Below are 20,484 nucleotides of genomic sequence, written 5' to 3'. Positions count from 1 at the left end.
TTCGGCCAAGCGGAACGCTTCGCCGCGCCGGGCACAATCCGCGCCATGAAACAGTGGTTGCGCACGCAAGGTGGTTGGTGGCTGGCATGGCTGGCCCTCGCCACCGTGGGCGCCGTGTGGATCGCGCGCGCCGAGCTCGCGCAGATGCAGCAGGACTTCGAGACCGACGTGCGCATCGCACACCGCCTCATGAGCCAGCAGATGGTGCAGTACGACGCGGTGCTGGCCACGCTCGCTCTGCTCGAGCCCAGCACGGGGGCCGACCACCCGGAACAGCGCCTTCCTTCCGTGTATTCGTCGATCCTGCGTGTGCAGCGGCGCGACCGCGACCAGCCCTGGCCGGACAGCGCGCGCGCCAGCGCGCTGGAAGCAGCCGAGGCGCGCTCGCGCAGCCTGCAGCGCGCCGAGCTGGCCGCGCTGGACTTGGCACGCGGCCGCTACACCCTGGTGACCGGCGCCACCCCATTCAGCTACGCACTCGACATCGATCTCGCCGGATCCGTGCCTTGGCACGACTGGCCGATGAACCCGCAGCGCAGCCCGGTGCGGCTGAGCCTGCAGCGCGATGGTCAACAGCTGGTACTGCAGCCTGGCGCGTCATCCGCGAGCCCTGAACGAGGATGGCGCTTCAGCCTGAGCAAGGCGCTGGCGTCGCCCAGCCAACCCTTCGATCTCGTGGCCGAGCGGCTGGTGGGCTGGGGAGAGCTTCCGTGGCGCGGCATCGCCGGCTGGGCCTTCGCTATGGCCGTGCTGGTGGCAGGCCTGTGGGCGGCTCAGCGCCAGCGCGTGGCGCGGCGGCGGGCGGAGGAATTGCTGCGGCTCGGGCAGGTCGCGCGGCTCAACGCGCTGGGCGAGCTGTCGGCAGGCCTCGCGCACGAGCTCAACCAGCCGCTGACGGCGGTGCTTGCCAACGCACAGGCTGCGCGCAGGCTGCTCGACGATGATCCGCCTGACCTGTCCACCGCGCGCGACGCGATGGGACAGGCGGTCGAGCAGGCACGCCGCGCGGCCGGCGTGGTGGGGCGCCTGCGCCGGGTGATCGAACGGCCCGAAGCCGGTGGAGACACCAAGCCGCTGGTGCTGCAGGAAGTGGTGCGCAGCGCCATGCACCTGCTGGCGCCCGAGTTCGCAAAGCACGACGTCGCCGCGCAGTTCGATGCCAGCGCGCAGGCGCCGGTGCGCGTGCAGGCCGAGGCGGTGGCGCTGGAGCAGATCGTGCACAACCTGCTGATGAACGCGCTGCAGGCCCTGGAGCTCGTGCCGGCTGCCGAGCGGCGGCTCGTGGTTTCCGTCGGCCGCAACGGGCAGGAGGGCATGCTGACCGTGACCGACAACGGACGCGGCATCGCGCCCGAAGCCCTGCCGCGCCTCTTCGAACCTTTCTTCAGCACGCGCGAGGGCGGGCTGGGCCTCGGCCTGAGCCTCAGCGAGACGCTGGCCGGCGGCATGGGCGGCAGCCTGAGCGCGGCCAATGCCTCGCCGCGCGGCGCGCGTTTCACGCTGCTGCTTCCACTCGTCGCGCCATCGCCGTGAATACCTCGAACACCCATCCGCCGCAGTCCCCGCTGGTCCATCTGATCGACGACGACCAGGCGGTGCGCGACGGCCTCTCGCTGCTGATCGGCACGGTCGGGCTGCGCGTGCAGGCCTGGGCCGATCCGCAGGCCTTCATCGACGGCTTCGACCGCGCGAGCGTCGGTGCCATCGTGCTGGACGTGCGAATGCCAGGCATCAGCGGGCTCACCGTGCTCGACCGTCTGGTGGCGCAGGGCGTGGACCAGCCGGTGATCATGCTGACGGGCCACGGCACCGTCGAGATGTGCCGCCGTGCCTTCAAGGCCGGGGCGGCTGAGTTCCTCGAGAAACCGGTGGACGACGAGCAGCTGCTCGAGGCGCTGCAGCAGGCGGTGCGCCAGCACGTGCGCTCGCGCGAGCGCTCGCAGGCCGACAACGCCGCGCGCGAGCGGGTGGCGCAGCTGTCGGAGCGCGAGCGCGAGGTGCTGGCCTTCATCGTGCAGGGGCTCACCAACAAGGAGATCGCGCGCACGCTGGCGCTGTCGCCGCGCACGGTCGAGACGCACCGCGCCAACCTGTTCGCCAAGCTCGACTGCGATTCGCTCGCGCAGCTGATCCGGCGCTATGCGGTGCTGGTGGACGGGGAGGGCGCTCCGTAGAACTACGGAGCGCCGCGCGTAGCCGTACGAATGGCCCGCGCGGGCGGCGTTTTCTACAGTGGCGCAGCCGTCGGCAACAGCCGGCGCAACAACCCGCATCCACTGGAGATAACGAACAATGCAATCCATCATCCGCCTTGGCGGCGTCGCCGTCCTGCTCGCAGCCTCCTTCACCCAGGTACAAGCTCAAGCCCAGACGCCCGCACCGGCCGTGCGCACCGAGAAGAACATCTCGCTCGCCCTGGCCAACCAGATCGCCGCCGAAGCCGTGGCCGCCTGCGCCGCCAACGGCTACAACGTGGCCGCCACCGTGGTGGACCGCGCCGGTACCGTGCGTGCCGTGCAGCGCGCCGACAACGCCGGCCCGCACACGCTGGCCTCGAGCGAGCGCAAGGCCTGGACCTCGGCTTCGGCCAAGAGCCCCACGCAGGCCATGATGGAAGGCGCGCAGAAGAACCCCGGCGGCGCCAACCTGGTGTACCTGCCGGGCTTCCTGCTGCTGGGCGGCGGCGTGCCGGTCAAGTCGGGCAATGAAGTGATCGGCGCGGTCGGCGTGGGCGGCGCGCCCGGCGGCCACCTCGACGAGCAGTGCGCCAACGCCGCGCTCGAGAAGGTCAAGGGCCTGCTCTGATGATGGCGCGCGGTATCTGGCCGGGCCTGCTGGCGTTCGCGCTCGGGCTGGGCGTGCCGCTGGGCGCGCTCGCCCAGGTGCCGCCGCTGGCGGCCGAGGTGCTGGCCTTCGACGGGCTGCACCAGGCCGCCTGGCATGGCGACCTGCAGAAGCTGAAGGCGCTGGTCGCCTCGGGCGCGAACCTCGATGCACGGGACGCGCGCGGGCGCACGCCGCTGCACGTTGCGACCTTCGCCCGGCAGCGCGACGCGATCAAGCTGCTGGCCAAGGCCGGAGCCGACCTTGACCTGCTCGAAGACGACCGCTACGACGCCGTCACCATCGCCTCGGTGGCCGACGATGCCGCGACGCTCTCGGTGCTGCTCTCGCTCGGCGCCAAGGCCGGGCAGACCACGAGCCGCTACGACGGCACGGCGCTCATCGCGGCGGCGCACCTCGGTCACGACGAGGTGGTGCGCAGGCTGATCGCCGCGGGCGCGCCGTTGGACCACGTCAACAACCTGCACTGGACGGCGGCGATCGAATCCATCGTGCTCGGCGACGGCGGCCCGCGTCACCAGCGTACCCTGGCCGCGCTGGTCGACGCCGGCGCCAACCTCAAGCTGACCGACCGCCAGGGCAACACGCCGCTGCAGCTTGCGAAGGCGCGCGGGTACACCGCGATGGTGAAGCTGCTGGAAGCTCCGCGCGCAAAGTAGGCGGGCTCGGGGAGAATGGTGCCTCGCCACGACGCGCCACGAGGAAACCGCCCCATGTACATGCCCCCGCAGTTCAATGCCAAGGACCCGGCCATCGCGCTGGAACTGATGCGTTCGCATCCCTTCGCGAGCCTGATCTCGAACGACGAAGACGGGCTGCCGTACGTCACGCACCTGCCGCTGGTCGCCGAGCAGCGCGCGGGCGACGAGCTGGTGCTGTGGGGTCATTGCGCCAAGCCCAATCCGCACTGGCGTTATCTGCAGGCCAGGCCCAAGGCGGTGGCCACCTTTCTTGGGCCGCATTCGTACCTGTCTCCCTCCGTCTACCCCGATCTGGCCCGCGTGCCGACGTGGAATTACCTGGCGGTGCATTGCACCGTCGAGGCGAGGCTGATCGAGGAGCCCGCCGACAAGGACGCGTTGCTCAAGAAGCTCATTCACGACCACGAACCCGCCTACGCACAGCAATGGCGCGACCTGGGCGAGGAGTTCCAGCTCAAGATGCTGGCCGGCATCGTGGGCTTCGAGCTGCGCGTGACGGCCCTGCAATGCAAGATCAAGCTCAACCAGCACCGCCGCGAATCGCATGCCGCGATGCACGCCGTCTACAGCGCGGGCACGCCGGACGAGCGGGCGCTCGCCGTGTGGATGGGCCGCCTGGGCATGACCGCCGAGGCTTCCGTGGCGGAGGGCGGCTGAGATGCGTGGGCTGGGTTTGATCGGCCTCGTGCTCGTGCTGGTGATCGTCGGGCTGGTCGCGAAGAAGCAGATGACCAGTATGGCTTCTTCCGCGCAGCCGGCCGTGCCCGGCGTCGCCGCGCCCGCAGCGGGCGATGCGCGCATGAATCCGCAACAGGTGCAGCAGCAGGTCAAGGAAGCGCTGGACGCTGCAGTCAAGACACGCCAGATGCCTGATGACAACTGAGCCGATTCCGTCGCCGGACGTGCACGACGACGCGCACTGGATGGCGCTCGCGCTCGCCGAGGCGCGGCTTGCCGCCGAAGCGGGCGAGGTGCCCGTGGGCGCGGTGCTGGTGAAGGATGGCCGGCTGGTCGCGACGGGGCGCAATACGCCGGTCGCGCAGAACGATCCGAGCGCACATGCCGAGATCAACGCATTGCGGGCAGGGGCCTTGGCGCTTGGCAACTACAGGCTCGATGGCTGCGAACTGTTCGTCACACTCGAACCATGCGCGATGTGTTCCGGGGCGATGCTGCATTCGCGCCTTGCGCGCGTGGTGTACGGCGCGGCCGATCCGAAAACCGGCGCGGCCGGCTCGGTGCTCGATCTCTTCGCAGAGCCACGGCTGAACCACCGCACGCTGGTGCAGGGCGGGGTGCTGGCGCAGGAGTGCAGCGCGGTCCTGCAGGCTTTTTTCCAGCAGCGCCGGAGCGCTGCGCGCGCGACTGCCGAGCCCTTGCGCGACGACGCGCTGCGCACGCCGCCCGAGCGCTTCGGGGCGCTGGCCGGCTATGACTTCGCGCCGCACTACGTGCAGGACCTGCCGGGCCTGCAGGGCTGGCGGATGCACTACGTTGATGAAGGTGCGCAGGATGCAGCCTGTTGCCTCTGCCTGCACGGTCCCGGCGAATGGGGCTACTTGTTCAGGCATCTCGCGGGCTTGCCCGGACTGCGCACGCTGGTGCCCGACCTGATCGGCTTCGGCAAGAGCGACAAGCCCAAGCGCGAGGCGGCGCATCGTCTGGAATGGCATCGCGACGTGCTGCTCGAATGGATGGCGCGAGTGGGTGTCGATCCGGTGGCGCTCGTGCACAGCGAGGCCGCCTCCGAACTTGCCGCGCTTCTCCAGACCGCGGCGCCCGACAGGTTCGTGGCGGCACTGGTCGCACCGGAAGGGCACGAGCACATCGACGACGCATGGCGCGCGCCGTTCCCCGACCGAGGGTACGAAGCAGCGCTGCGCGCACTGGGCCCTCTTGCCACTTCGTCGGGGCCGACGCCGGAGCAGGCCCGAACATTCGTGCTGCAAGTGCAAAACGCAATGGGATACTCGAACGCGTGACCAAACACATCTACATCTACTCTCCCTCCAGCGCGGTCCGGGACAAGGCCGCTTTCCGGCGCGGCGTGAAGCGGCTCAAGGCGCTGGGCCATGAAGTCGAAGTCGACGACGCGGCACTCTCGGTGCATCAGCGCTTCGCGGGCGATGACGCCACGCGGCTCGCGGCGATCTCGCGCGCAGCCGCCAGCGGGGCGGACGTGGCCCTCATCGCGCGCGGCGGCTACGGGCTCACACGCATCCTCGACGCGATCCCGTACAAGGCGCTGACCAAGGCCATCGAGAAGGGCACGGAGTTCGTCGGCTGCAGCGACTTCACCGCGCTGCAGAACGCGCTGCTGGCCAGGACTGGCGCGGTGACCTGGTCGGGCCCCGCCGTCGGCGAGGACTTCGGTGCCGAAGCCGGCCCCGACGACATCATGGAGGCGTGCTTCGACGACCTGCTCACAGGCCAGGGCGAGGGCACCGGCTGGCGCATGCCGGCGCGCGATGTCGACCTGAAGTTCAAGCCCGTGCAGGACGCGGTACTGTGGGGCGGCAATCTCTGCGTGCTCAGCAGCCTGCTCGGCACGCCGTACTTCCCGACGGTGGAGAAGGGCGTGCTTTTCATTGAAGACGTGAACGAGCACCCGTACCGCATCGAACGCATGCTCGACCAGTTGAAGATGGCCGGCGTGCTGGCGCGTCAGCGTGCGATCGTGTTCGGGCAGTTCACCGGCATCCGGCCGGTGCCGGGCTACGACCGCGGATTCGGCCTGAACACCGTGATCGACCGGCTGCGCGCATCGCTCAAGGTGCCGGTGCTCGCTGGCCTGCCTTTCGGCCACGTACAGACGAAGGTGCTATTGCCTGTGGGAGCAAAAGTATCGATGGCCGCGGAAGAGCGTGATATTTTTCTCGTTTGGGGCCACAGCCATGCACCTGCCCATGACGGCCATGATGGACATGACCATCATCACGCCCATTGATTCGGACACAAAGAGAATAAAACGTTAAAAATTAAAACGGCCCCGAAGGGCCGTTGCAGTTTCAATTGTTCTTGGTAAAGCGTTGATGCGCGCGAGGCCCCATCGAGCCGGGCAATCCGCCTTTGAACATGCTGTTGATGGCTTTCATCTGCTGGCGCGCCGCGGTCTCACCGTCGATGGCGCTCAACGCGATCATCACGTCCTGGCGCAGGTACCAGAGTGCCTCGACATCGGCGGCGAAGCGAACGCGCTGGCTGACGCGCTGGACCGAGTGGCCGCCATGGCCCTGGAGAACCGACAGCATCGCGGTACGAATGCGCCCCAGCTGGTTCTCCGTAGCCTGGCGGGATCCGGAGCCTGGTACGTTCAGCAGACGAAGAAGGCGGCGAAAGAGCATGGGGCGAAAAGCGTGTTGCCGAAGCGATGACGGCCGCTACCTTAAGCCTGAGTTAACCATTCCACAAGATCTGAAACGTTGTTTCTTGTTTGCAAACAACACGCTTTACTTATCGTTTTCACTAACAATTGAAATTTGTTTCCTAAAGTACTACAAGCTGGGGAGTAACACTGCTTGCATCTGCCCTGCAGGCAGCGGCGTATATATCCCGAGAGGGCAACGCAAAGGGCACGCAAACTGCATATTCGGTGCATGAACCGGCGTCTGCACGCATTGCCGGGGGGGGCGCGGAAATGCAGGGCGCACTGGGCATTTACAACCATCGGTGGAAATCGAAAAGAGCAAAACAGTATGGGTGTCAATTCCACAGTCGTATTCGCGGACTTGACGGGGAGCACCAGGGTTTTCGAAGCCATGGGCAATGCGCGGGCCACGGAGACCGTGACCCGCCTGACGCAGTGGATCGGCGGTGTGTGCCAGGCACACGGCGGCCGCGTGGTGAAGTCGCTCGGTGACGGCGTCTTCGCCATTTTCACGAGCGGGGCGGCGGCCACGCATGCGGTCATCGAGTTGCAGCGCTATCACCAGAAGCGGCTGCTTGCATGGCCGGCTCCTCTGCGCATGGCATTGCAGATCGGCGTGGCCAGCGGCGAGGTGGTCGAGGTCGAAGGCGACTGCTATGGCGACGCCGTCAATCTCGCCTCGCGGCTGAGCGACCTTGCCGGCCCGGGCCAGATCTGGGTGACCGCCGCGGTCATCTCCCAGTTGCGCGAAGGTGCCGTGCAGCATCGCGACCTCGGCCTCATCAACATCCGCGGGCGCAGCGAGATGTCGGTCGTGCACCGCATCGACTGGCAGGAAGACGTGACGAGCTTCCTCACCGTGCCTGCGGCGCTGGCGCCCTTGCGCATGCCCGATTCCTCGTTCGGCCAGATCGAACTGGCATGGCTCGACGTGCGCTCGATGTTCCGCACCGAGGAACTCCCTATCCACCTGGGCCGCGTGGACGACGCGCAGTTCGTGGTCAACGACCCCCGCGTCTCGCGGCTGCATGCCCGCATCGAGCTGCGGCAGGGCAGTTGCGTCCTGATCGACGTGAGCACCTATGGCACCTGGGTGCGCTTCCACGGCAACGATGGCCCCAGCACCGAGATCGCTCTGCGGCGGGAAGAATGCGTGCTGCATGGCCGTGGCGAAATCGGCCTGGGCGCGCCGCTCAGCGATTTCAGCGCGCCGACCATCGCCTTCAACACGAGCAGCGGCGACGTGATGCTGTCGCGGCGCGAAATCGCGCGCTGAGCATCGATGCATGCCGCCCACGGCGGTGACGTTTGGCTACCATGCTTGCATGCAATCGGGTGCACCGCGAGCATGCGTCGGGCGTTGCGTATCCACTCGGGCGTTGTCCGCCCCAGGCCTGGAGCCACTGTGAACTTCAAACCTCAATCTTCTGTTTTCAAGCTGGCGGCCATCGGTGCCGTCATCGCCAGCGCGCTGCTGGCGGCGGGAGCCGCGAACGCGCGCGGAAGCTGGTCGGTGCAGATCGGCACCCCCGGCTACGTCGTCGGCGGCTACCCGGCGCCGTACTACGCGCCGCCACCGGTCTACCCCTATCCGGCCCCCATTTACTACGAGCCGCCACCGCCGGTCTACTATCGGCCGCCGCCCCCGGTGTATTACCGCCCGGCGCCCATCTACACCCCGCCTCCGGGCCGCATCTACTACGGGCCCGGCTATCCCTATCGCCCGCCGAACGGCTGGGATGACGAGCGTGACTGACGCTGCGGCCTGTTTTCCGAAGAATTGGCATGCCCCCTGGCATGCCAATTTTGTTTCAAGGAGTGACTAAAAAGTCACATCGATACACATTTTCGTGGTGACCTGACCAATCCTGGACACTTGCCACGCTGTTTCTTGCGGGGCATGCCGCTTGCCTTGATCGTTCCAGCAGGCGTCGATACGCCGCAGGAGCGAGGATCATGTTGGAACAGCTGGAGGCCGGGCACGCGAGACCGGCCGAGGAGGTTGTGTGCGTCACGGAGGCAACGGCCACCCAGGAACACAAGTCGCCGCAGGACGACGCCCGTTCCCTGAAGGCCGCGGCGGCGTTCTCCGTCGCGGCGGCACTGGTCGCGTGCGGAGGGGGCGGAGGAGGGGGCGGAGGTGCCGGAGGCTTCGGCTTTCCCATCAGTGGCAACACGCCCGGCGCAAACCCTGGCACCACGCCAGACACTGGCCCTTATCACTACCCTCAGGCACAGAACGACGCCGAAGCCGCGCGCTTCCTGCTGCAGGCCCAGTTCTCCGCCTCCGATGACGAGATTGCCGCCGTGCGCGCCAAGGGCTACCTGCCGTGGCTCAGCGAGCAGCTCGGCGCGGCACGCCTGCCCTCGGCCTGGGAGTGGGTCAACAGCAAGGACTACGGAAAAGTCGAAACCGACGCCATGATCTGGCGCCAGCTCATGACGGCCGCCGATCCGGTGCGCAAGCGCATGGCGCTGGCGCTCAGCGAGATCTTCGTGGTCTCGGGCACCGAGATCGGCTCGAGCTGGCCCACCGCGATGATGGCCCAGTACTGGGACATGCTCGCCAACGGCGTCACGGGCAACTTCCGCCAGCTGCTGGAAGACGTGACGCTGAACCCGGCGATGGGCTTCTACCTCAACACCCGCGGCAACAGGAAGGAAGACAACTCCGGCCGCCAGCCCGACGAGAACTACGCGCGCGAGGTCATGCAGCTCATGACCATCGGCCTCTACCAGCTCGAGGCCGACGGCACCGTGAAGACCGGTGCCGACGGCCAGCCTATCGAGACCTACGTGCAGAACGACGTGACCAATCTCGCGCGCGTCTTCACCGGCTACGACCTCGACATCCGCTCGTCAGAGCGCAACGCCTTCACTCCGCCCGGAGCCGGCTACACGATCGAGACCAACGAGTGGACCACGCGTCCCATGGCCTACAAGGCCTCCAATCACTCGACGCTTGAGGCGCGCTTTCTCGGAGCCACGGTGCCCGCGGGCACCGACGGCCCGGCGGCGCTGAAGATCGCGCTCGACACGCTCTTCAATCATCCGAACGTCGGGCCCTTCATCGGCCGGCAGCTGATCCAGCGGCTGGTCACCAGCAACCCCAGCCCCGCCTACGTGAAGCGCGTGGCCGACATCTTCGCGAACAACGGCGCGGGCGTGCGCGGCGACATGAAGAGCGTGTTCGCCGCGGTGCTGATCGACGACGAGGCACGCGGCCCCGCGGGACTTTCCGACCCGAACTTCGGCCACCTGCGCGAGCCCATGCTGCGGTTCGTGCAGTGGGGCCGTACCTTCGGCATCGGCTCGGCGACGGACGCCTGGAACATCGGGAACACCTCCGACCCCAGCTCGAGCCTCGGCCAGTGCCCGCTGCGCTCGCCCTCGGTGTTCAACTTCTTCCGCCCCGGCTACGTGCCGCCTTCGACGGCCATCGCGGGCAACAGGATGGTCGCGCCCGAGTTCCAGCTGGTCAACGAGACCAGCGTGGGCGGCTATCTCAATTTCCTGCAAGGCAAGCTGCAGAACGGCTTCGACAACAAGGACGTGATCGCCACCTACACGGCCGAGAAGACGCTGGTGAACGACCCCGCCGCGCTGGTGCGCCGGCTCAACCTGCTGCTCACGGGCAACCAGCTCTCGGCCGCCACGGTCGCGCTGATCACCGACGCACTGAGCAAGGCGCCGCTGGTCAACCCGGGCACCGACGCCCGCAGGCTCGACCTCATCTGCGCCGGCGTGCTGCTGGTGATGGGCTCGCCCGAATACCTCGTGCAGAAATGAAGAAGAAAGAAGCCGGAGCGAACCGAACATGCACCTGATCGATCCTGCCAGCCACACGCGCCGCGCCTTCCTGCGCCGCTCGGGCCAACTCGCGATGGCCGGCACCGCGCTGCCGTTCGCGCTCAATCTCGCCGCCATGGGCGAGGCCGCAGCCCAGGCCGCGCCGGGCGACGACTACAAGGCGCTGGTCTGCGTCTTCCTCTTCGGCGGCAACGACTACGCCAACACGCTCGTCAATTTCGACACCGACAGCTACAACAAGTACAGCACCATCCGTGGCGGCATCGCGCTGCCGTACGACGCGGATCTCGCAAAGACCGAGCTCAAACCGACCGTGGCGCTCGCCAGCGGCCGCAAGTACGCGCTGAACCCGAAGATGGGCGGCCTCGCCACGCTCTTCGACCAAGGCAAGATGGCCGTGCAGCTCAACGTCGGCCCGCTCGTCAAGCCGCTCACGCGCGCGCAGTTCAACGGCACGAACCGCAAGGACTTCCCGATCCCGCCCAAGCTGTTCTCGCACAACGACCAGCAGTCGATCTGGCAGTCGTCATCGCCCGAGGGCTCGACCATCGGCTGGGGCGGCAACCTCGGCGACCTGATGCTCAGCGGACAGCGCAATGCATCGCTKTTCACCTGCATCTCGGTGGCGGGCAACGCGGTGTTCCTCTCGGGCGACGAGGCGTTGCAATACCAGGTGGGCACGGGCGGGGCGGTGCGCATCAACAGCGTGAGTCCGGCCACCGGCAGCGTCTACGGCTCATCGGCGGTCAAAGCTGCCATGCAGCAGCTCGCGCAGCAGGCGCGGGGCCACACGCTCGAGAACGAATACAACAAGGTCACGCTGCGCGCGGTGGAAGCCGAAGGAAAGATCACCTCCGCCATCCAGTCCGATGTCATGGACGTCAGCTTCCCCACCAGCGGCAACAACCTGGCCGCCCAGCTCAAGATGGTCGCCCGCCTGATCCGCGGGCGCGCCTCGCTGGGCGTGAGGCGCCAGGTGTTCTTCGTCTCCATGGGCGGCTACGACCTGCACGACGATCTCGACACCAAGCAGGGGCCGCTGATGCAGCGCCTGTCCGACGCCCTGGTCGCCTTCCAGCAGCAGATGGAAGCCCTCCAGATCGCCGACAAGGTCGTGGCCTTCACCGCCTCCGACTTCGGCCGCACGCTGTCGAGCAACGGCAACGGTTCCGACCACGGCTGGGGCAGCCATCACTTCGTGGTGGGCGGCGCGGTGAAGGGCAAGGCTTTCTACGGCACGCCGCCGCCGGTGAGCGTGGGCAACACCTCGGCCGACGACGACCAGTGGCACGTCGGGCAGGGGCGGCTGCTGCCGACCACCTCGGTCGACCAGTACGCCGCGACGCTGGCCAAGTGGTTCGGCGTGCCCGATCAAGACCTCAACGGCATCCTGCCGAACCTGAAGAATTTCAACAACATCACAGCGCCGAGCGGCATCAGCTACCCGCGCGACATGGGGTTCATGACATGAACACAGCAATGAGCGGCATGGCCAGCATGAGCGCCATCGGCGGCCTCAACGGCATGGAGGGCGGCGCCAGCGTGAACTTCAGCGCCGAGCCTCATGACGAGCCGCGCGCTCCCGAGCGCAGCAAGGGCGTGACGCACGTGCGCCCCTTCACCAGCGTGGAATCGGCCATCGCGGCGGTGGTGTCGCTGGACCGCGAGCTCAGGAAGTTCGAACTCGCCGTGGCCGACAGCCTGCAGGACTACCTCGGCGTGCAGATGGCGCAGATCACCGATTGCGCGCTGGCACGCGGCTGGGAGCCCGTCAGCTTCATGCAGCGCGACGGGTATCGCGTCTATCGCTACGAAGCCATGCGCAGTCTGAGGAAGCACGGGAAGGAAAAGCGCAGCCGGCAGGCCTGAGCGGGCCCGGGGGCTGGTCGCCGTGTTCAGCGAGTCGCGAGGATCCGTTCGAGCTCGGCGATATCGACCGGCTTCTGCAGATGATGGTCGAACAGCCCTTTGGACGAACCGCCGTCGGCGTCCATCACCGAGAAGCCCGAAATCGCGACCAGCAGCTTCGGCGTGCCTTCGCGGGTGCTTTCGCGCAGGCGCCGCGCCACCTCGGTGCCTGGAAGGTCGGGCAGGCTGAGATCGATCAGCGCGGCCTCGAAGCTCCCGGCGGCGGCGGCGTCCAGCGCCTGCCGCGCCGTGTAGGTGCATTGCGCGGTGTGGTCGTACAGGCTCAGCAGTTCCTGCAGCAGGTCGGCCGAGGCCTGGTTGTCGTCGACGATCAGCACGTTCACTGTGGCTTCTTCTTTCCTTCAGGTTGGGCGTCAGATTGATCGGCAAGTATGGCGGGCGCCCGCAGCGGCAACTCGACCGTGAAGCGCGACCCTTCGCCCTGTGCGCTTTCCACGCCGATGCGTCCGCCATGCAGGTCCACGATCTTGCGGGTGATGAAGAGCCCGAGGCCCAGTCCGGCCGCGTGCTTGCGGCTGTCGTCGGTGCGCTCGAACTGTTCGAAGATGCGGGCCTGGTCTTCGGGCGCGATTCCGATGCCCTGGTCGCGCACGCTCACCCGGGCCGTGTCGCCCAGCTGCTGCACGACCATCTCGACCGGCTTGCCGCCGCCATAGCGCATCGCGTTGGTCAGCAGGTTGGTCAGCACCTGTTCGATGCGGAATTCGTCCCACGCGCCGCGCAATTCGGCCGGCGCCGAGAGCGTGATGACCACGCCCGCGGCTTCCGCCTGCTGGCGCAGGTTTTCCACCACCGCGTGCGCGAGCGCGGCGAGGTCGGTCGGCTGTGGCTTGATGGACAGCGCGTCGCGCCGCATGCGCGTGACGTCGAGCATGTCGTCGATCAGCCGCACCATGTTGCGGATCTGGCGCTGGTCGCGCTCGATCATGGCGGGCAGCCGCTCGGGCGAGAAGCTGGCGATATTGCCCTTCGAGAGATGCAGCTGCCGCAGTTGCGCCTCGAGGTAGAGCGTGTTCAGCGGCGTGCGCAGTTCGTGCGACACCATCGACATGAAGTCGTCGCGCATGCGCACCGCATGCTCAAGCTCGTGCTGCGTCTGCTGCAGTTGCTGCACCAGTTCTTCCTGCTTCTTGTGCGCGGCGGCGAGCAGGTCCATTTCGTGGCGCAGCGCCTTGCGGTGCTTGTAGAGGTCGACGAACACGTTCACCTTGCTGACCACCGCGTGCGGGTCCAGCGGCTTGTGCAGGAAGTCGACCGCACCGCTCTCGTAGCCCTGGAAGGCGTAGTTCAGCTCGCGTCCAGCGGCGCTCACGAAGATGATGGGAATATGCCGGGTGCGTTCGGTGCCGCGCATCAGCTCCGCGAGCTCGAAGCCGTTCATGCCGGGCATCTGCACGTCGACGATGGCCAGCGCGAACTCATGCTCCAGCAGCAGCGCCAGGGCGGCTTCGGCCGAGCCCGCGCGGTAGGCGATGCGGCCCGGCGCGCGGATCAGCGCCTCCAGCGCCAGCAGGTTTTCGGGCAGGTCGTCCACGAGCAGCAGCTTGCTTTCGATGTCAATGTTCATGGACGGCCTCCAGTTGGAGCAGCAGGTCGCGCAGCTCGCGCAGCGGCAGCACGTAGTCGGGGGTATGGCGCGCGATGGCGGCCTGGGGCATGGTGGGAATCTGGGCCTCCTTCGGTTCCTGCACGGCGGTGAGCCCGCCGGCCACGTGGATGCGGTGCAGGCCTTGTGCACCGTCGTCGTTCGCGCCAGTCAGCAGAAAGCCGGCGAGTGCCGAGCCGTAGACGTCTGCGGCCGAGCTCATCAGCAGGTCGATCGACGGGCGCGAAAACAGCACCGGCGGCTCGCAGCTCAGCGAGAAGGCGCGCTCGCGCTCGATCGACAGGTGATAGCCCGGCGGCGCGAAGTACAGGCAGCCGGCAGAGAACGGCATCTTGTCGTTGGCCTCGTACACGGGAATCGGCAGGCGCTGCGCGAAAATTTCGGCCAGGTGGCTCTCATGCTCCTCGGGCAGGTGCAGCACCACCGCCATCGGAAGGTGCCAGCTCGCCGGCAGGTCTTCCAGCAGGACAGTAAGCGCGTCGATGCCGCCGGCCGAGGCGCCCAGTACCACGGCGTCCACGCGCTTGCGGACCGGGGGGCGCAGCGGGCGTTTCATCCGGCCTGTCATGTGGCCTTCTTGCGGTAGATGCGCTCGGCGCGTGCGTGGGCATCGAAGCGGTCGGCGTAGCCCGAGAAGTCGATGCTCTCCTTCGAACCCAGCCCGAGAAAGCCGCGGTGCGACAGCGACTCGTGGAACAGGCCGAGCGCCCGGTCCTGCAGTTCGCGGTTGAAGTAGATCAGCACGTTGCGGCACGACACCAGCTGCGTCTCGGCGAACACGCTGTCGGTCGCCAGGCTGTGGTCGGCGAAAATCACGTCTGCGCACAGCGAGGGGTCGAAGCGCGCGGCCTCGTAGGCGGCGGTGTAGTAGTCGGAAAACTCGCCGCGCCCGCCCGCGCGCTGGTAATTGGTGGTGTAGCCGCGAATGGCTTCCAGCGGGAAGATGCCCTGCCTGGCCTTCTCGAGCGAGGCGGGGTTGATGTCGGTGGCGTAGATCTGCGTGCGCGCGAGCAGGCCTTCTTCGCGCAGCAGGATGGCCAGCGAGAACACTTCCTCGCCGGTGCTGCAGCCCGCCACCCACACCTTGACCGAAGGGTAGGTGTGCAGGATCGGCACCACGTGCTGCCGCAGCGCCAGGAAGTACGACGGGTCGCGGAACATCTCGCTCACCGGGATCGTCAGGAACTGCAGCAGACGGCCGAAGAGAGCGGTGTCTCGCAGCACCCGATCCTGCAGCGCCGAAATGCTCGGAAGGCCGAGCTGGTCGAGCGCGTACAGCACCCGCCGCTTCTGCGAGGCGGTGGTGTAGTTGCGGAAGTCGTAGCTGTACTTGAGATAGATCGCCTCCATCAGCAGGCGCAGCTCGATTTCGGTGTCGCTCAGCGGAGGCAGCGGCGCGGCGCCTGTGGCACCTTTGGGTTTGCCCTGGCGCGTGGTCACAGCCGCTCCATCTTCGGCATCCAGACGCGCAGCAGCGAGAACAGGCGCTCCAGGTCCACCGGTTTGGCGAGGTAGTCGTTGGCGCCGGCGGCCAGGCACTGCTCGCGGTCGTCCTTGGTGGCCTTGGCGGTGATGGCGATCACAGGCATGGCCGCGAAGCGCGGGTCGCCGCGCAGGCGGCGGGTGGCTTCCAGGCCGTCCATCTCCGGCATCATCACGTCCATCAGCACGAGGTCGATCTCGCTGACCTGGTCGAGCCGCTCGAGCGCCTCGCGGCCGTTGCGTCCGATCTCGACGATGGCGCCGCGTTGCTCCAGGGCGCTGGTCAGCGCGAAGATGTTGCGCACATCGTCGTCCACCAGGAGGATGGTGCGGCCCTCGAAGATGCGGTCGCGCCCGCGCGCCGTCTTCAGCATGCCCTGGCGTTCGCTCGAAAGCTCCGCCTCCACCTTGTGCAGGAAGAGCGTGACCTCGTCGAGCAGCCGCTCGGGCGAGCGCGCGCCCTTGATGATGATCGAGCGCGAGTAGCGCTGCAGCTCCGTCTCTTCGTCGCGCGTGAGGTTGCGCCCCGTATAGACGATGACCGGCGGGAACGACACGATCTCTTCCGCGGCCATGGCCTTGAGCAGTTCGCTGCCCTGCATGTCGGGCAGCCTGAGGTCGGTGATCATGCAGTCGAACACGCGGGTTCGCAGAAGCTCCAGGGCCTCCTCGCCGGAGCCGACGGCGACGATCTCGATATCCTCGTCTCCGATCAGCCTGATGACGCTCTCGCGCTGCAGCTCGTCGTCTTCCACCAGCAGCACGACCTTGACCTTCTGCGTGAGCTTTTCCTCCAGCCGGCCGAACACCTTCATCAGCTCGTCGCGCGTGGCCGGCTTCAGCGCGTAGCCGATGGCGCCCATCTGCAGCGCCGCGCCCTGGGCGCTTTCGGCGGCCGAAACCACGTGAATCGGGATGTGCCGGGTGTGGGGCGAATCCTTCAGCCGCTGCAGCAGGTCGAGGCCGGTGCTGTCGGGCAGGCGCATGTCCAGCAGGATGGCGTCGGGCAGGAATTGGGAGGCCAGGTCGAATCCGTCTGCCGCACCGTGCGCCACCAGGCAGCGGTAGCCCAGTTCGTGCGCCAGGTCGTAGAGGATGTGCGCGAACTGCGGCTCGTCCTCGATCACCAGCACGCGGCGCACCTGGTCGCGCGGCAGGCCCCGGTCATCGGCGAACTGGGGCGCTGGCACGGGGGCGGGGGGCTTGGGCGCCAGCGCGGGTTGCGAGCGAGGTGGCTGATGGTCCTGCGAGTGCGTGGATCTGGGCGTGTAGACGGCCGGCGGCTTCTGCTGCTGCTGATCCGCCGATGCCTGCGGCGCCTTGGCCGGCAGCTCGAGCACGAAGGTGCTGCCCTGGCCCGGCGTGCTCTCGACGGTGAGCGTGCCGCCGAGCAGCTGCGTGAGGTCGCGCGAGATCGAAAGGCCCAGTCCGGTGCCGCCGTAGCGTCGGCTGGTGGTGCCGTCGGCCTGGCGGAAGGCTTCGAAGATCAGCTCGTGCTGCTGCGGATCGATGCCGATGCCCGAATCGGACACCGCGAAGGCCGCGCCGCCGCCGGCCGTCGCCGATATGCGCAGCTTCACCTCGCCGCTGTCGGTGAACTTGATCGCGTTCGACAGCAGGTTCTTCAATATCTGTTCCACCCGCAGCCGGTCGGTGATCAGCGAGACAGGCGCGTCGGGCCGCAGTTCGAGCCTGAAAGCAAGGTTCTTCTGCATGGCCAGGGGGCCGAAGGTGCTTTCGAGGCTGTGGGCCAGCTTGGCCAGCGCTACGTCTTCCGGCATCACTTCAAGCTTGCCGGCTTCCACCTTCGCAATGTCGAGGATGTCGTTGATCAGCACCAGCAGGTCGTTGCCCGAGGAATAGATCGACTCGGCGAACTTCACCTGTTCCGGCGTCAGGTTGCCCTGCGGGTTGTCGCCCAGCAGCTTGGCGAGGATGAGCGCGCTGTTGAGCGGCGTGCGCAACTCGTGCGACATGTTGGCGAGAAATTCCGACTTGTAGCGGCTGGCGCGCTGCAACTCGTCGGCGCGGTCTTCCAGGTCGCGCTGCACGCGGCGCAGCGCGGTGTTGCGCTGGTCGAGCGCCTCCGTGCGTTCGGAGAGCTGGCTGTTGGTCTGCTCCAGCTCGGCCTGCTGGTTCTCCAGCATGGCCTGCGAGGCGCGCAGCGCGCGCGACTGCTCTTCGAGTTCCTCGTTGGCGGTGCGCAGCTCTTCCTGCTGCACCTGCAGCTCCTCGTTGAGCTGCTGGGTCTCCGCCAGCACGTCCTGAAGCTGCTCGCGGTAGCGCGCCGCCGCCAGCGAAGTGCCGATGTCGTCGGCCACGATGTCGACCAGCTGGCTGCCGCGCTCGTCCAGTGCGCCCGGCAGGCCGAGCTCGACCACGCCGTTGACCATGCCGCTGCTTGCCACCGGCACAAGCAGCACCGCTTTCGGCGCCATCTCGCCCAGGCCGGAGTTGACTCTGAGGTATTCGGCGTCGATGGGGTCGATCAGCATGCGCCGGTTCTCGGCGGCGGCCTGGCCGACCAGGCTTTCGGTGGGTGAAAACACCTGCGGCATGGCCTCCGCGGCGCTGGAGAAGCCGTAGCTCGCGGCCCGACGCAGCGGGCCGTGGCGCTCGCGCACATAGATGGCGCCGACCGACGTGCCCAGGTAGCGGGAGAAGAAGGAAAGGATCTTGCGGCCCATGTCGGGCGCGCTGAGCTCCCCGACAAGATCGCCCACCAGTTCGGTCTGCGCGCCGCGCAGCCAGGCCTCATGCGCCAGCCGCTCGGCGTGGCTTGCCTGTTCATTGAGCACCACGTCATAGCTGTCGGACAGCCGCACCAGCTGCCTGCGCCCGAAATAGGCCACCAGTCCGGTGAGGCCCAGCGTGAACAGCAGGAACAGCCCGATCACCCACCATGCGGTGCGGTTGGACTCGTTGTTGCGCTGGAAACGCAGGGCCTGTTCGGTTTCCAGGAACGCGGTGAACTCGGCGCGCATGCTGTCGGTCAGCCGCTTGCCGCGGCCCAGCCGCACCTGCAGCTGGGTGTCCTGCCCGTTGCGGCGCGCCGCGATCAGGTCCGCGGCGTACTGGTTCCAGCTGGCCTGGATGGCGGCGATGCGGTCGACCCGTTCCACCTGCTGGCGGTTGTCCGCCACCAGCTCGCGCAGCGCGGTGGTATCGGCCTTGACGCGGGGCACGGCGTCCTGATAGGGCTCCAGAAAGCTCTCGTCACCGGTGATCAGGAAGCCGCGCATGCCGGTTTCCATGTCGATGCTCTGGCGCTGCAGTTCGGTGGCGGCGCGGGTGACGCGGTCGGTGTGCTCGACCCAGCCGATGGTCGACAGCAGGAACAGGATCAGCCCGACGAACACCACCGCGCCGAACAGGCCGCCGATCAGGGGAAGCTTGATGTTGCGGCTCAGCAGTCGCTCGAAATCGTCGGGGTCGATCGCGTTGGGTGTCTTCGTCATCGGTGCTATTTGTAAGCAAAACTTGTGAAGTCTGACCGATAAATGCGCATGGCCCTGTCGGAAAAGACCTCGTCACTGCTTTTGAGGCCATCCGGGACCTCGATCGGCACTTTGTGCCCTGAAAGGCCCGGGAGACGGTTGACGCCTCATCGTCGCGGAAATCTGTACGTTCATACAGTATTCTTGCGGCTGCTGGTACCGTGCGGCGCCCCCCGCATCCGCCAGCCGTCCTGCAATGAGCAACGAAACCATCGATCCGCCAGACCCGTTTCCCGTCGCCGGGCACACCATCTCCGTCAAGGCCCTGTGCGCCTTCGGTGCGAAGGCCGGCGACCTGGACCTGCGCTTCGTGCCGGCGCCCAGCGCGCTCGAAGGCATGGCCGGGCATGCGCTCGTGCAGCATCGGCGTGGAGGGGAGTACGAATGCGAGATTGCGCTCGAAGCCAACTGCGGCGGAGTGCATGTGTGCGGGCGCGCCGACGGATACGAGTTCGACCGGGGCAGGGTGGAGGAGATCAAGACCTTCCGCGGCGACTTCGACGCCATCCGCGGCAACCACCGCGCGCTGCACTGGGCACAGGCCCGCACCTATGGCTGGATGCTGTGCGAGCGGGACGGCCACGACGAGATGGTCGTGGCGCTGGTCTACCTCGACCTCGCCACCGGCGAGGAAACCGTGCTCGAAGAGCATCGCACCCGCGAGGCCCTGCGCGAGCACTTCGAGCTGCTGTGCAGCCGCTACGCCGCCTGGGCCGCGAGCGAGGCAGCTCACCGTGCCGCGCTGAGCGATGTGCTGGCCGCGCTCGCGTTTCCGTACGGCAGCTTCCGCGCCGGCCAGCGCGAACTCGCCGAGGCCGTCTACCGCGCGGGTTCGGGCGGACGGTGCCTGATGGCCCAGGCGCCCACCGGCATCGGCAAGACGCTGGCCACCATCTTCCCGCTGCTGAAGGCGCGTGCCGCCGACAAGGTCGACAAGCTTTTCTTCCTGACGGCCAAGACTTCGGGCCGGCCCGTGGCGCTTGATGCGCTGCGCGTGCTCGACAAAGGCCGGGGGCGGGGCAGGTTGCGCGTGCTCGAACTCGCGGCCCGCGAGAAAGTCTGCGAATACCCCGGCCGCGCCTGCCACGGCGACGCATGCCCGCTCGCCCGGGGCTTCTACGACCGCCTGCCCGCCGCGCGCGAGCAGGCCGCGCAGATGGCGTGGCTGGACCGCGAGGCGCTGCGCGACATCGGTCTCGCGCACGAGGTCTGCCCTTATTTCCTGGCGCAGGAGATGGCGCACTGGGC

Annotated in this window: 19 protein-coding genes and 1 pseudogene; 14 read left to right on the top strand and 6 right to left on the bottom strand. The window is 67.5% G+C overall.

Features of this window, described 5'->3' with window-relative positions; translation table 11 throughout:
- Positions 1-45 precede the first annotated feature (45 nt).
- The 8 genes from QMO14_RS26540 to QMO14_RS26505 all read left to right on the top strand — a co-directional run bounded on the left by QMO14_RS26540 (position 46) and on the right by QMO14_RS26505 (position 6,492).
- Positions 46-1,533, top strand: coding sequence for a sensor histidine kinase (locus QMO14_RS26540; RefSeq protein WP_301510814.1), 1,488 nt, complete (start codon positions 46-48; stop codon positions 1,531-1,533).
- Positions 1,530-2,174, top strand: coding sequence for a response regulator transcription factor (locus tag QMO14_RS26535; protein ID WP_301510812.1), 645 nt, complete (start codon positions 1,530-1,532; stop codon positions 2,172-2,174). Before QMO14_RS26540 ends, QMO14_RS26535 begins: the two co-directional genes overlap by 4 nt.
- Before the next feature lie 118 nt (positions 2,175-2,292).
- On the top strand, positions 2,293-2,805 hold the full coding sequence (locus QMO14_RS26530; protein ID WP_301510810.1) for a heme-binding protein: 513 nt from the start codon (positions 2,293-2,295) through the stop codon (positions 2,803-2,805).
- Positions 2,805-3,503: an ankyrin repeat domain-containing protein gene (locus QMO14_RS26525; RefSeq protein ID WP_301510808.1), complete on the top strand. Its 699-nt coding sequence runs from the start codon at positions 2,805-2,807 to the stop codon at positions 3,501-3,503. Before QMO14_RS26530 ends, QMO14_RS26525 begins: the two co-directional genes overlap by 1 nt.
- Before the next feature lie 54 nt (positions 3,504-3,557).
- The gene (locus QMO14_RS26520) at positions 3,558-4,202 is read left to right on the top strand and encodes an FMN-binding negative transcriptional regulator (RefSeq protein ID WP_301510807.1); all 645 of its coding nucleotides are present in this window, start codon (positions 3,558-3,560) and stop codon (positions 4,200-4,202) included.
- Between the two features lies 1 nt (position 4,203).
- Positions 4,204-4,428 carry a hypothetical protein gene (locus QMO14_RS26515; RefSeq protein WP_301510805.1) on the top strand — a complete coding sequence of 75 codons (225 nt, stop codon included), beginning with the start codon at positions 4,204-4,206 and terminating at the stop codon, positions 4,426-4,428.
- Positions 4,418-5,527 carry a tRNA adenosine(34) deaminase TadA gene (tadA, locus tag QMO14_RS26510; protein ID WP_301510804.1) on the top strand — a complete coding sequence of 370 codons (1,110 nt, stop codon included), beginning with the start codon at positions 4,418-4,420 and terminating at the stop codon, positions 5,525-5,527. The genes QMO14_RS26515 and tadA overlap by 11 nt, the downstream gene beginning before the upstream one ends.
- Positions 5,524-6,492, top strand: coding sequence for an LD-carboxypeptidase (locus tag QMO14_RS26505; RefSeq protein WP_301510803.1), 969 nt, complete (start codon positions 5,524-5,526; stop codon positions 6,490-6,492). The genes tadA and QMO14_RS26505 overlap by 4 nt, the downstream gene beginning before the upstream one ends.
- Positions 6,493-6,553: 61 nt before the next feature.
- Here QMO14_RS26505 and QMO14_RS26500 read toward each other — a convergent pair whose 3' ends face one another.
- The gene (locus QMO14_RS26500) at positions 6,554-6,889 is read right to left on the bottom strand and encodes a hypothetical protein (RefSeq protein ID WP_301510802.1); all 336 of its coding nucleotides are present in this window, start codon (positions 6,887-6,889) and stop codon (positions 6,554-6,556) included.
- Positions 6,890-7,240: 351 nt separating this feature from the next.
- On the opposite strand from QMO14_RS26500, the gene QMO14_RS26495 reads away from it, so the two are divergent.
- The 5 genes from QMO14_RS26495 (at position 7,241) to QMO14_RS26475 (ending at position 12,591) form a co-directional block, all read left to right on the top strand.
- Positions 7,241-8,188, top strand: coding sequence for an adenylate/guanylate cyclase domain-containing protein (locus QMO14_RS26495; protein ID WP_301510801.1), 948 nt, complete (start codon positions 7,241-7,243; stop codon positions 8,186-8,188).
- A 129-nt stretch (positions 8,189-8,317) separates the two neighbouring features.
- The gene (locus QMO14_RS26490) at positions 8,318-8,668 is read left to right on the top strand and encodes a hypothetical protein (RefSeq protein ID WP_301510800.1); all 351 of its coding nucleotides are present in this window, start codon (positions 8,318-8,320) and stop codon (positions 8,666-8,668) included.
- A gap of 200 nt (positions 8,669-8,868) precedes the next feature.
- Positions 8,869-10,701, top strand: a complete 1,833-nt coding sequence (locus QMO14_RS26485; RefSeq protein WP_301510799.1) for a DUF1800 family protein — start codon at positions 8,869-8,871, stop codon at positions 10,699-10,701.
- A 28-nt stretch (positions 10,702-10,729) separates the two neighbouring features.
- Entirely contained in the window at positions 10,730-12,193 is a 1,464-nt protein-coding gene (locus QMO14_RS26480; RefSeq protein ID WP_301510798.1) for a DUF1501 domain-containing protein, read from the top strand.
- Entirely contained in the window at positions 12,190-12,591 is a 402-nt protein-coding gene (locus QMO14_RS26475) for a hypothetical protein (RefSeq protein ID WP_301510797.1), read from the top strand. Before QMO14_RS26480 ends, QMO14_RS26475 begins: the two co-directional genes overlap by 4 nt.
- Positions 12,592-12,617: 26 nt before the next feature.
- Here the strand turns inward: QMO14_RS26475 and QMO14_RS26470 are convergent, their stop codons facing one another.
- Genes QMO14_RS26470 through QMO14_RS26450 form a run of 5 tightly spaced genes read right to left on the bottom strand, consistent with a single transcriptional unit; the run spans position 12,618 to position 19,197 of the window.
- A complete protein-coding gene (locus tag QMO14_RS26470; protein WP_301510796.1) occupies positions 12,618-12,974 on the bottom strand; it encodes a response regulator in 357 nt (118 codons plus the stop codon).
- Positions 12,971-14,218 (bottom strand): hybrid sensor histidine kinase/response regulator, encoded by a 1,248-nt coding sequence (locus tag QMO14_RS26465; RefSeq protein ID WP_301510795.1) that lies wholly within the window; start codon positions 14,216-14,218, stop codon positions 12,971-12,973. Before QMO14_RS26465 ends, QMO14_RS26470 begins: the two co-directional genes overlap by 4 nt.
- The gene (locus QMO14_RS26460; protein WP_301510794.1) at positions 14,208-14,813 is read right to left on the bottom strand and encodes a chemotaxis protein CheB; all 606 of its coding nucleotides are present in this window, start codon (positions 14,811-14,813) and stop codon (positions 14,208-14,210) included. The genes QMO14_RS26465 and QMO14_RS26460 overlap by 11 nt, the downstream gene beginning before the upstream one ends.
- A gap of 8 nt (positions 14,814-14,821) precedes the next feature.
- Positions 14,822-15,697 carry a protein-glutamate O-methyltransferase CheR gene (locus QMO14_RS26455; RefSeq protein ID WP_301510793.1) on the bottom strand — a complete coding sequence of 292 codons (876 nt, stop codon included), beginning with the start codon at positions 15,695-15,697 and terminating at the stop codon, positions 14,822-14,824.
- The gene (locus tag QMO14_RS26450; RefSeq protein WP_301510792.1) at positions 15,694-19,197 is read right to left on the bottom strand and encodes a response regulator; all 3,504 of its coding nucleotides are present in this window, start codon (positions 19,195-19,197) and stop codon (positions 15,694-15,696) included. The genes QMO14_RS26455 and QMO14_RS26450 overlap by 4 nt, the downstream gene beginning before the upstream one ends.
- 235 nt (positions 19,198-19,432) lie before the next feature.
- Here QMO14_RS26450 and QMO14_RS26445 point away from each other — a divergent pair.
- A pseudogene (locus QMO14_RS26445) lies at positions 19,433-20,484 on the top strand (ATP-dependent DNA helicase); the annotation flags it as partial.

The organism is Variovorax sp. CAN15 (assembly GCF_030462475.1).
In the GTDB taxonomy this organism is placed as follows: domain Bacteria; phylum Pseudomonadota; class Gammaproteobacteria; order Burkholderiales; family Burkholderiaceae_C; genus Variovorax.
Note: the sequence above shows the minus strand (reverse complement) of the source record. Positions and strands in the feature narration are given on the sequence as shown.

Coding starts and splice junctions, on each gene's coding strand:
- QMO14_RS26485 (WP_301510799.1), top strand. CDS start 8,869: ATGTTGGAACAGCTGGAGGCCGGGCACGCGAGACCGGCCGAGGAGGTT.
- QMO14_RS26475 (WP_301510797.1), top strand. CDS start 12,190: ATGAACACAGCAATGAGCGGCATGGCCAGCATGAGCGCCATCGGCGGC.
- QMO14_RS26515 (WP_301510805.1), top strand. CDS start 4,204: ATGCGTGGGCTGGGTTTGATCGGCCTCGTGCTCGTGCTGGTGATCGTC.
- QMO14_RS26520 (WP_301510807.1), top strand. CDS start 3,558: ATGTACATGCCCCCGCAGTTCAATGCCAAGGACCCGGCCATCGCGCTG.
- QMO14_RS26495 (WP_301510801.1), top strand. CDS start 7,241: ATGGGTGTCAATTCCACAGTCGTATTCGCGGACTTGACGGGGAGCACC.
- QMO14_RS26540 (WP_301510814.1), top strand. CDS start 46: ATGAAACAGTGGTTGCGCACGCAAGGTGGTTGGTGGCTGGCATGGCTG.
- QMO14_RS26465 (WP_301510795.1), bottom strand. CDS start 14,218: ATGAACATTGACATCGAAAGCAAGCTGCTGCTCGTGGACGACCTGCCC.
- tadA (WP_301510804.1), top strand. CDS start 4,418: ATGACAACTGAGCCGATTCCGTCGCCGGACGTGCACGACGACGCGCAC.
- QMO14_RS26530 (WP_301510810.1), top strand. CDS start 2,293: ATGCAATCCATCATCCGCCTTGGCGGCGTCGCCGTCCTGCTCGCAGCC.
- QMO14_RS26460 (WP_301510794.1), bottom strand. CDS start 14,813: ATGAAACGCCCGCTGCGCCCCCCGGTCCGCAAGCGCGTGGACGCCGTG.
- QMO14_RS26525 (WP_301510808.1), top strand. CDS start 2,805: ATGATGGCGCGCGGTATCTGGCCGGGCCTGCTGGCGTTCGCGCTCGGG.
- QMO14_RS26450 (WP_301510792.1), bottom strand. CDS start 19,197: ATGACGAAGACACCCAACGCGATCGACCCCGACGATTTCGAGCGACTG.
- QMO14_RS26500 (WP_301510802.1), bottom strand. CDS start 6,889: ATGCTCTTTCGCCGCCTTCTTCGTCTGCTGAACGTACCAGGCTCCGGA.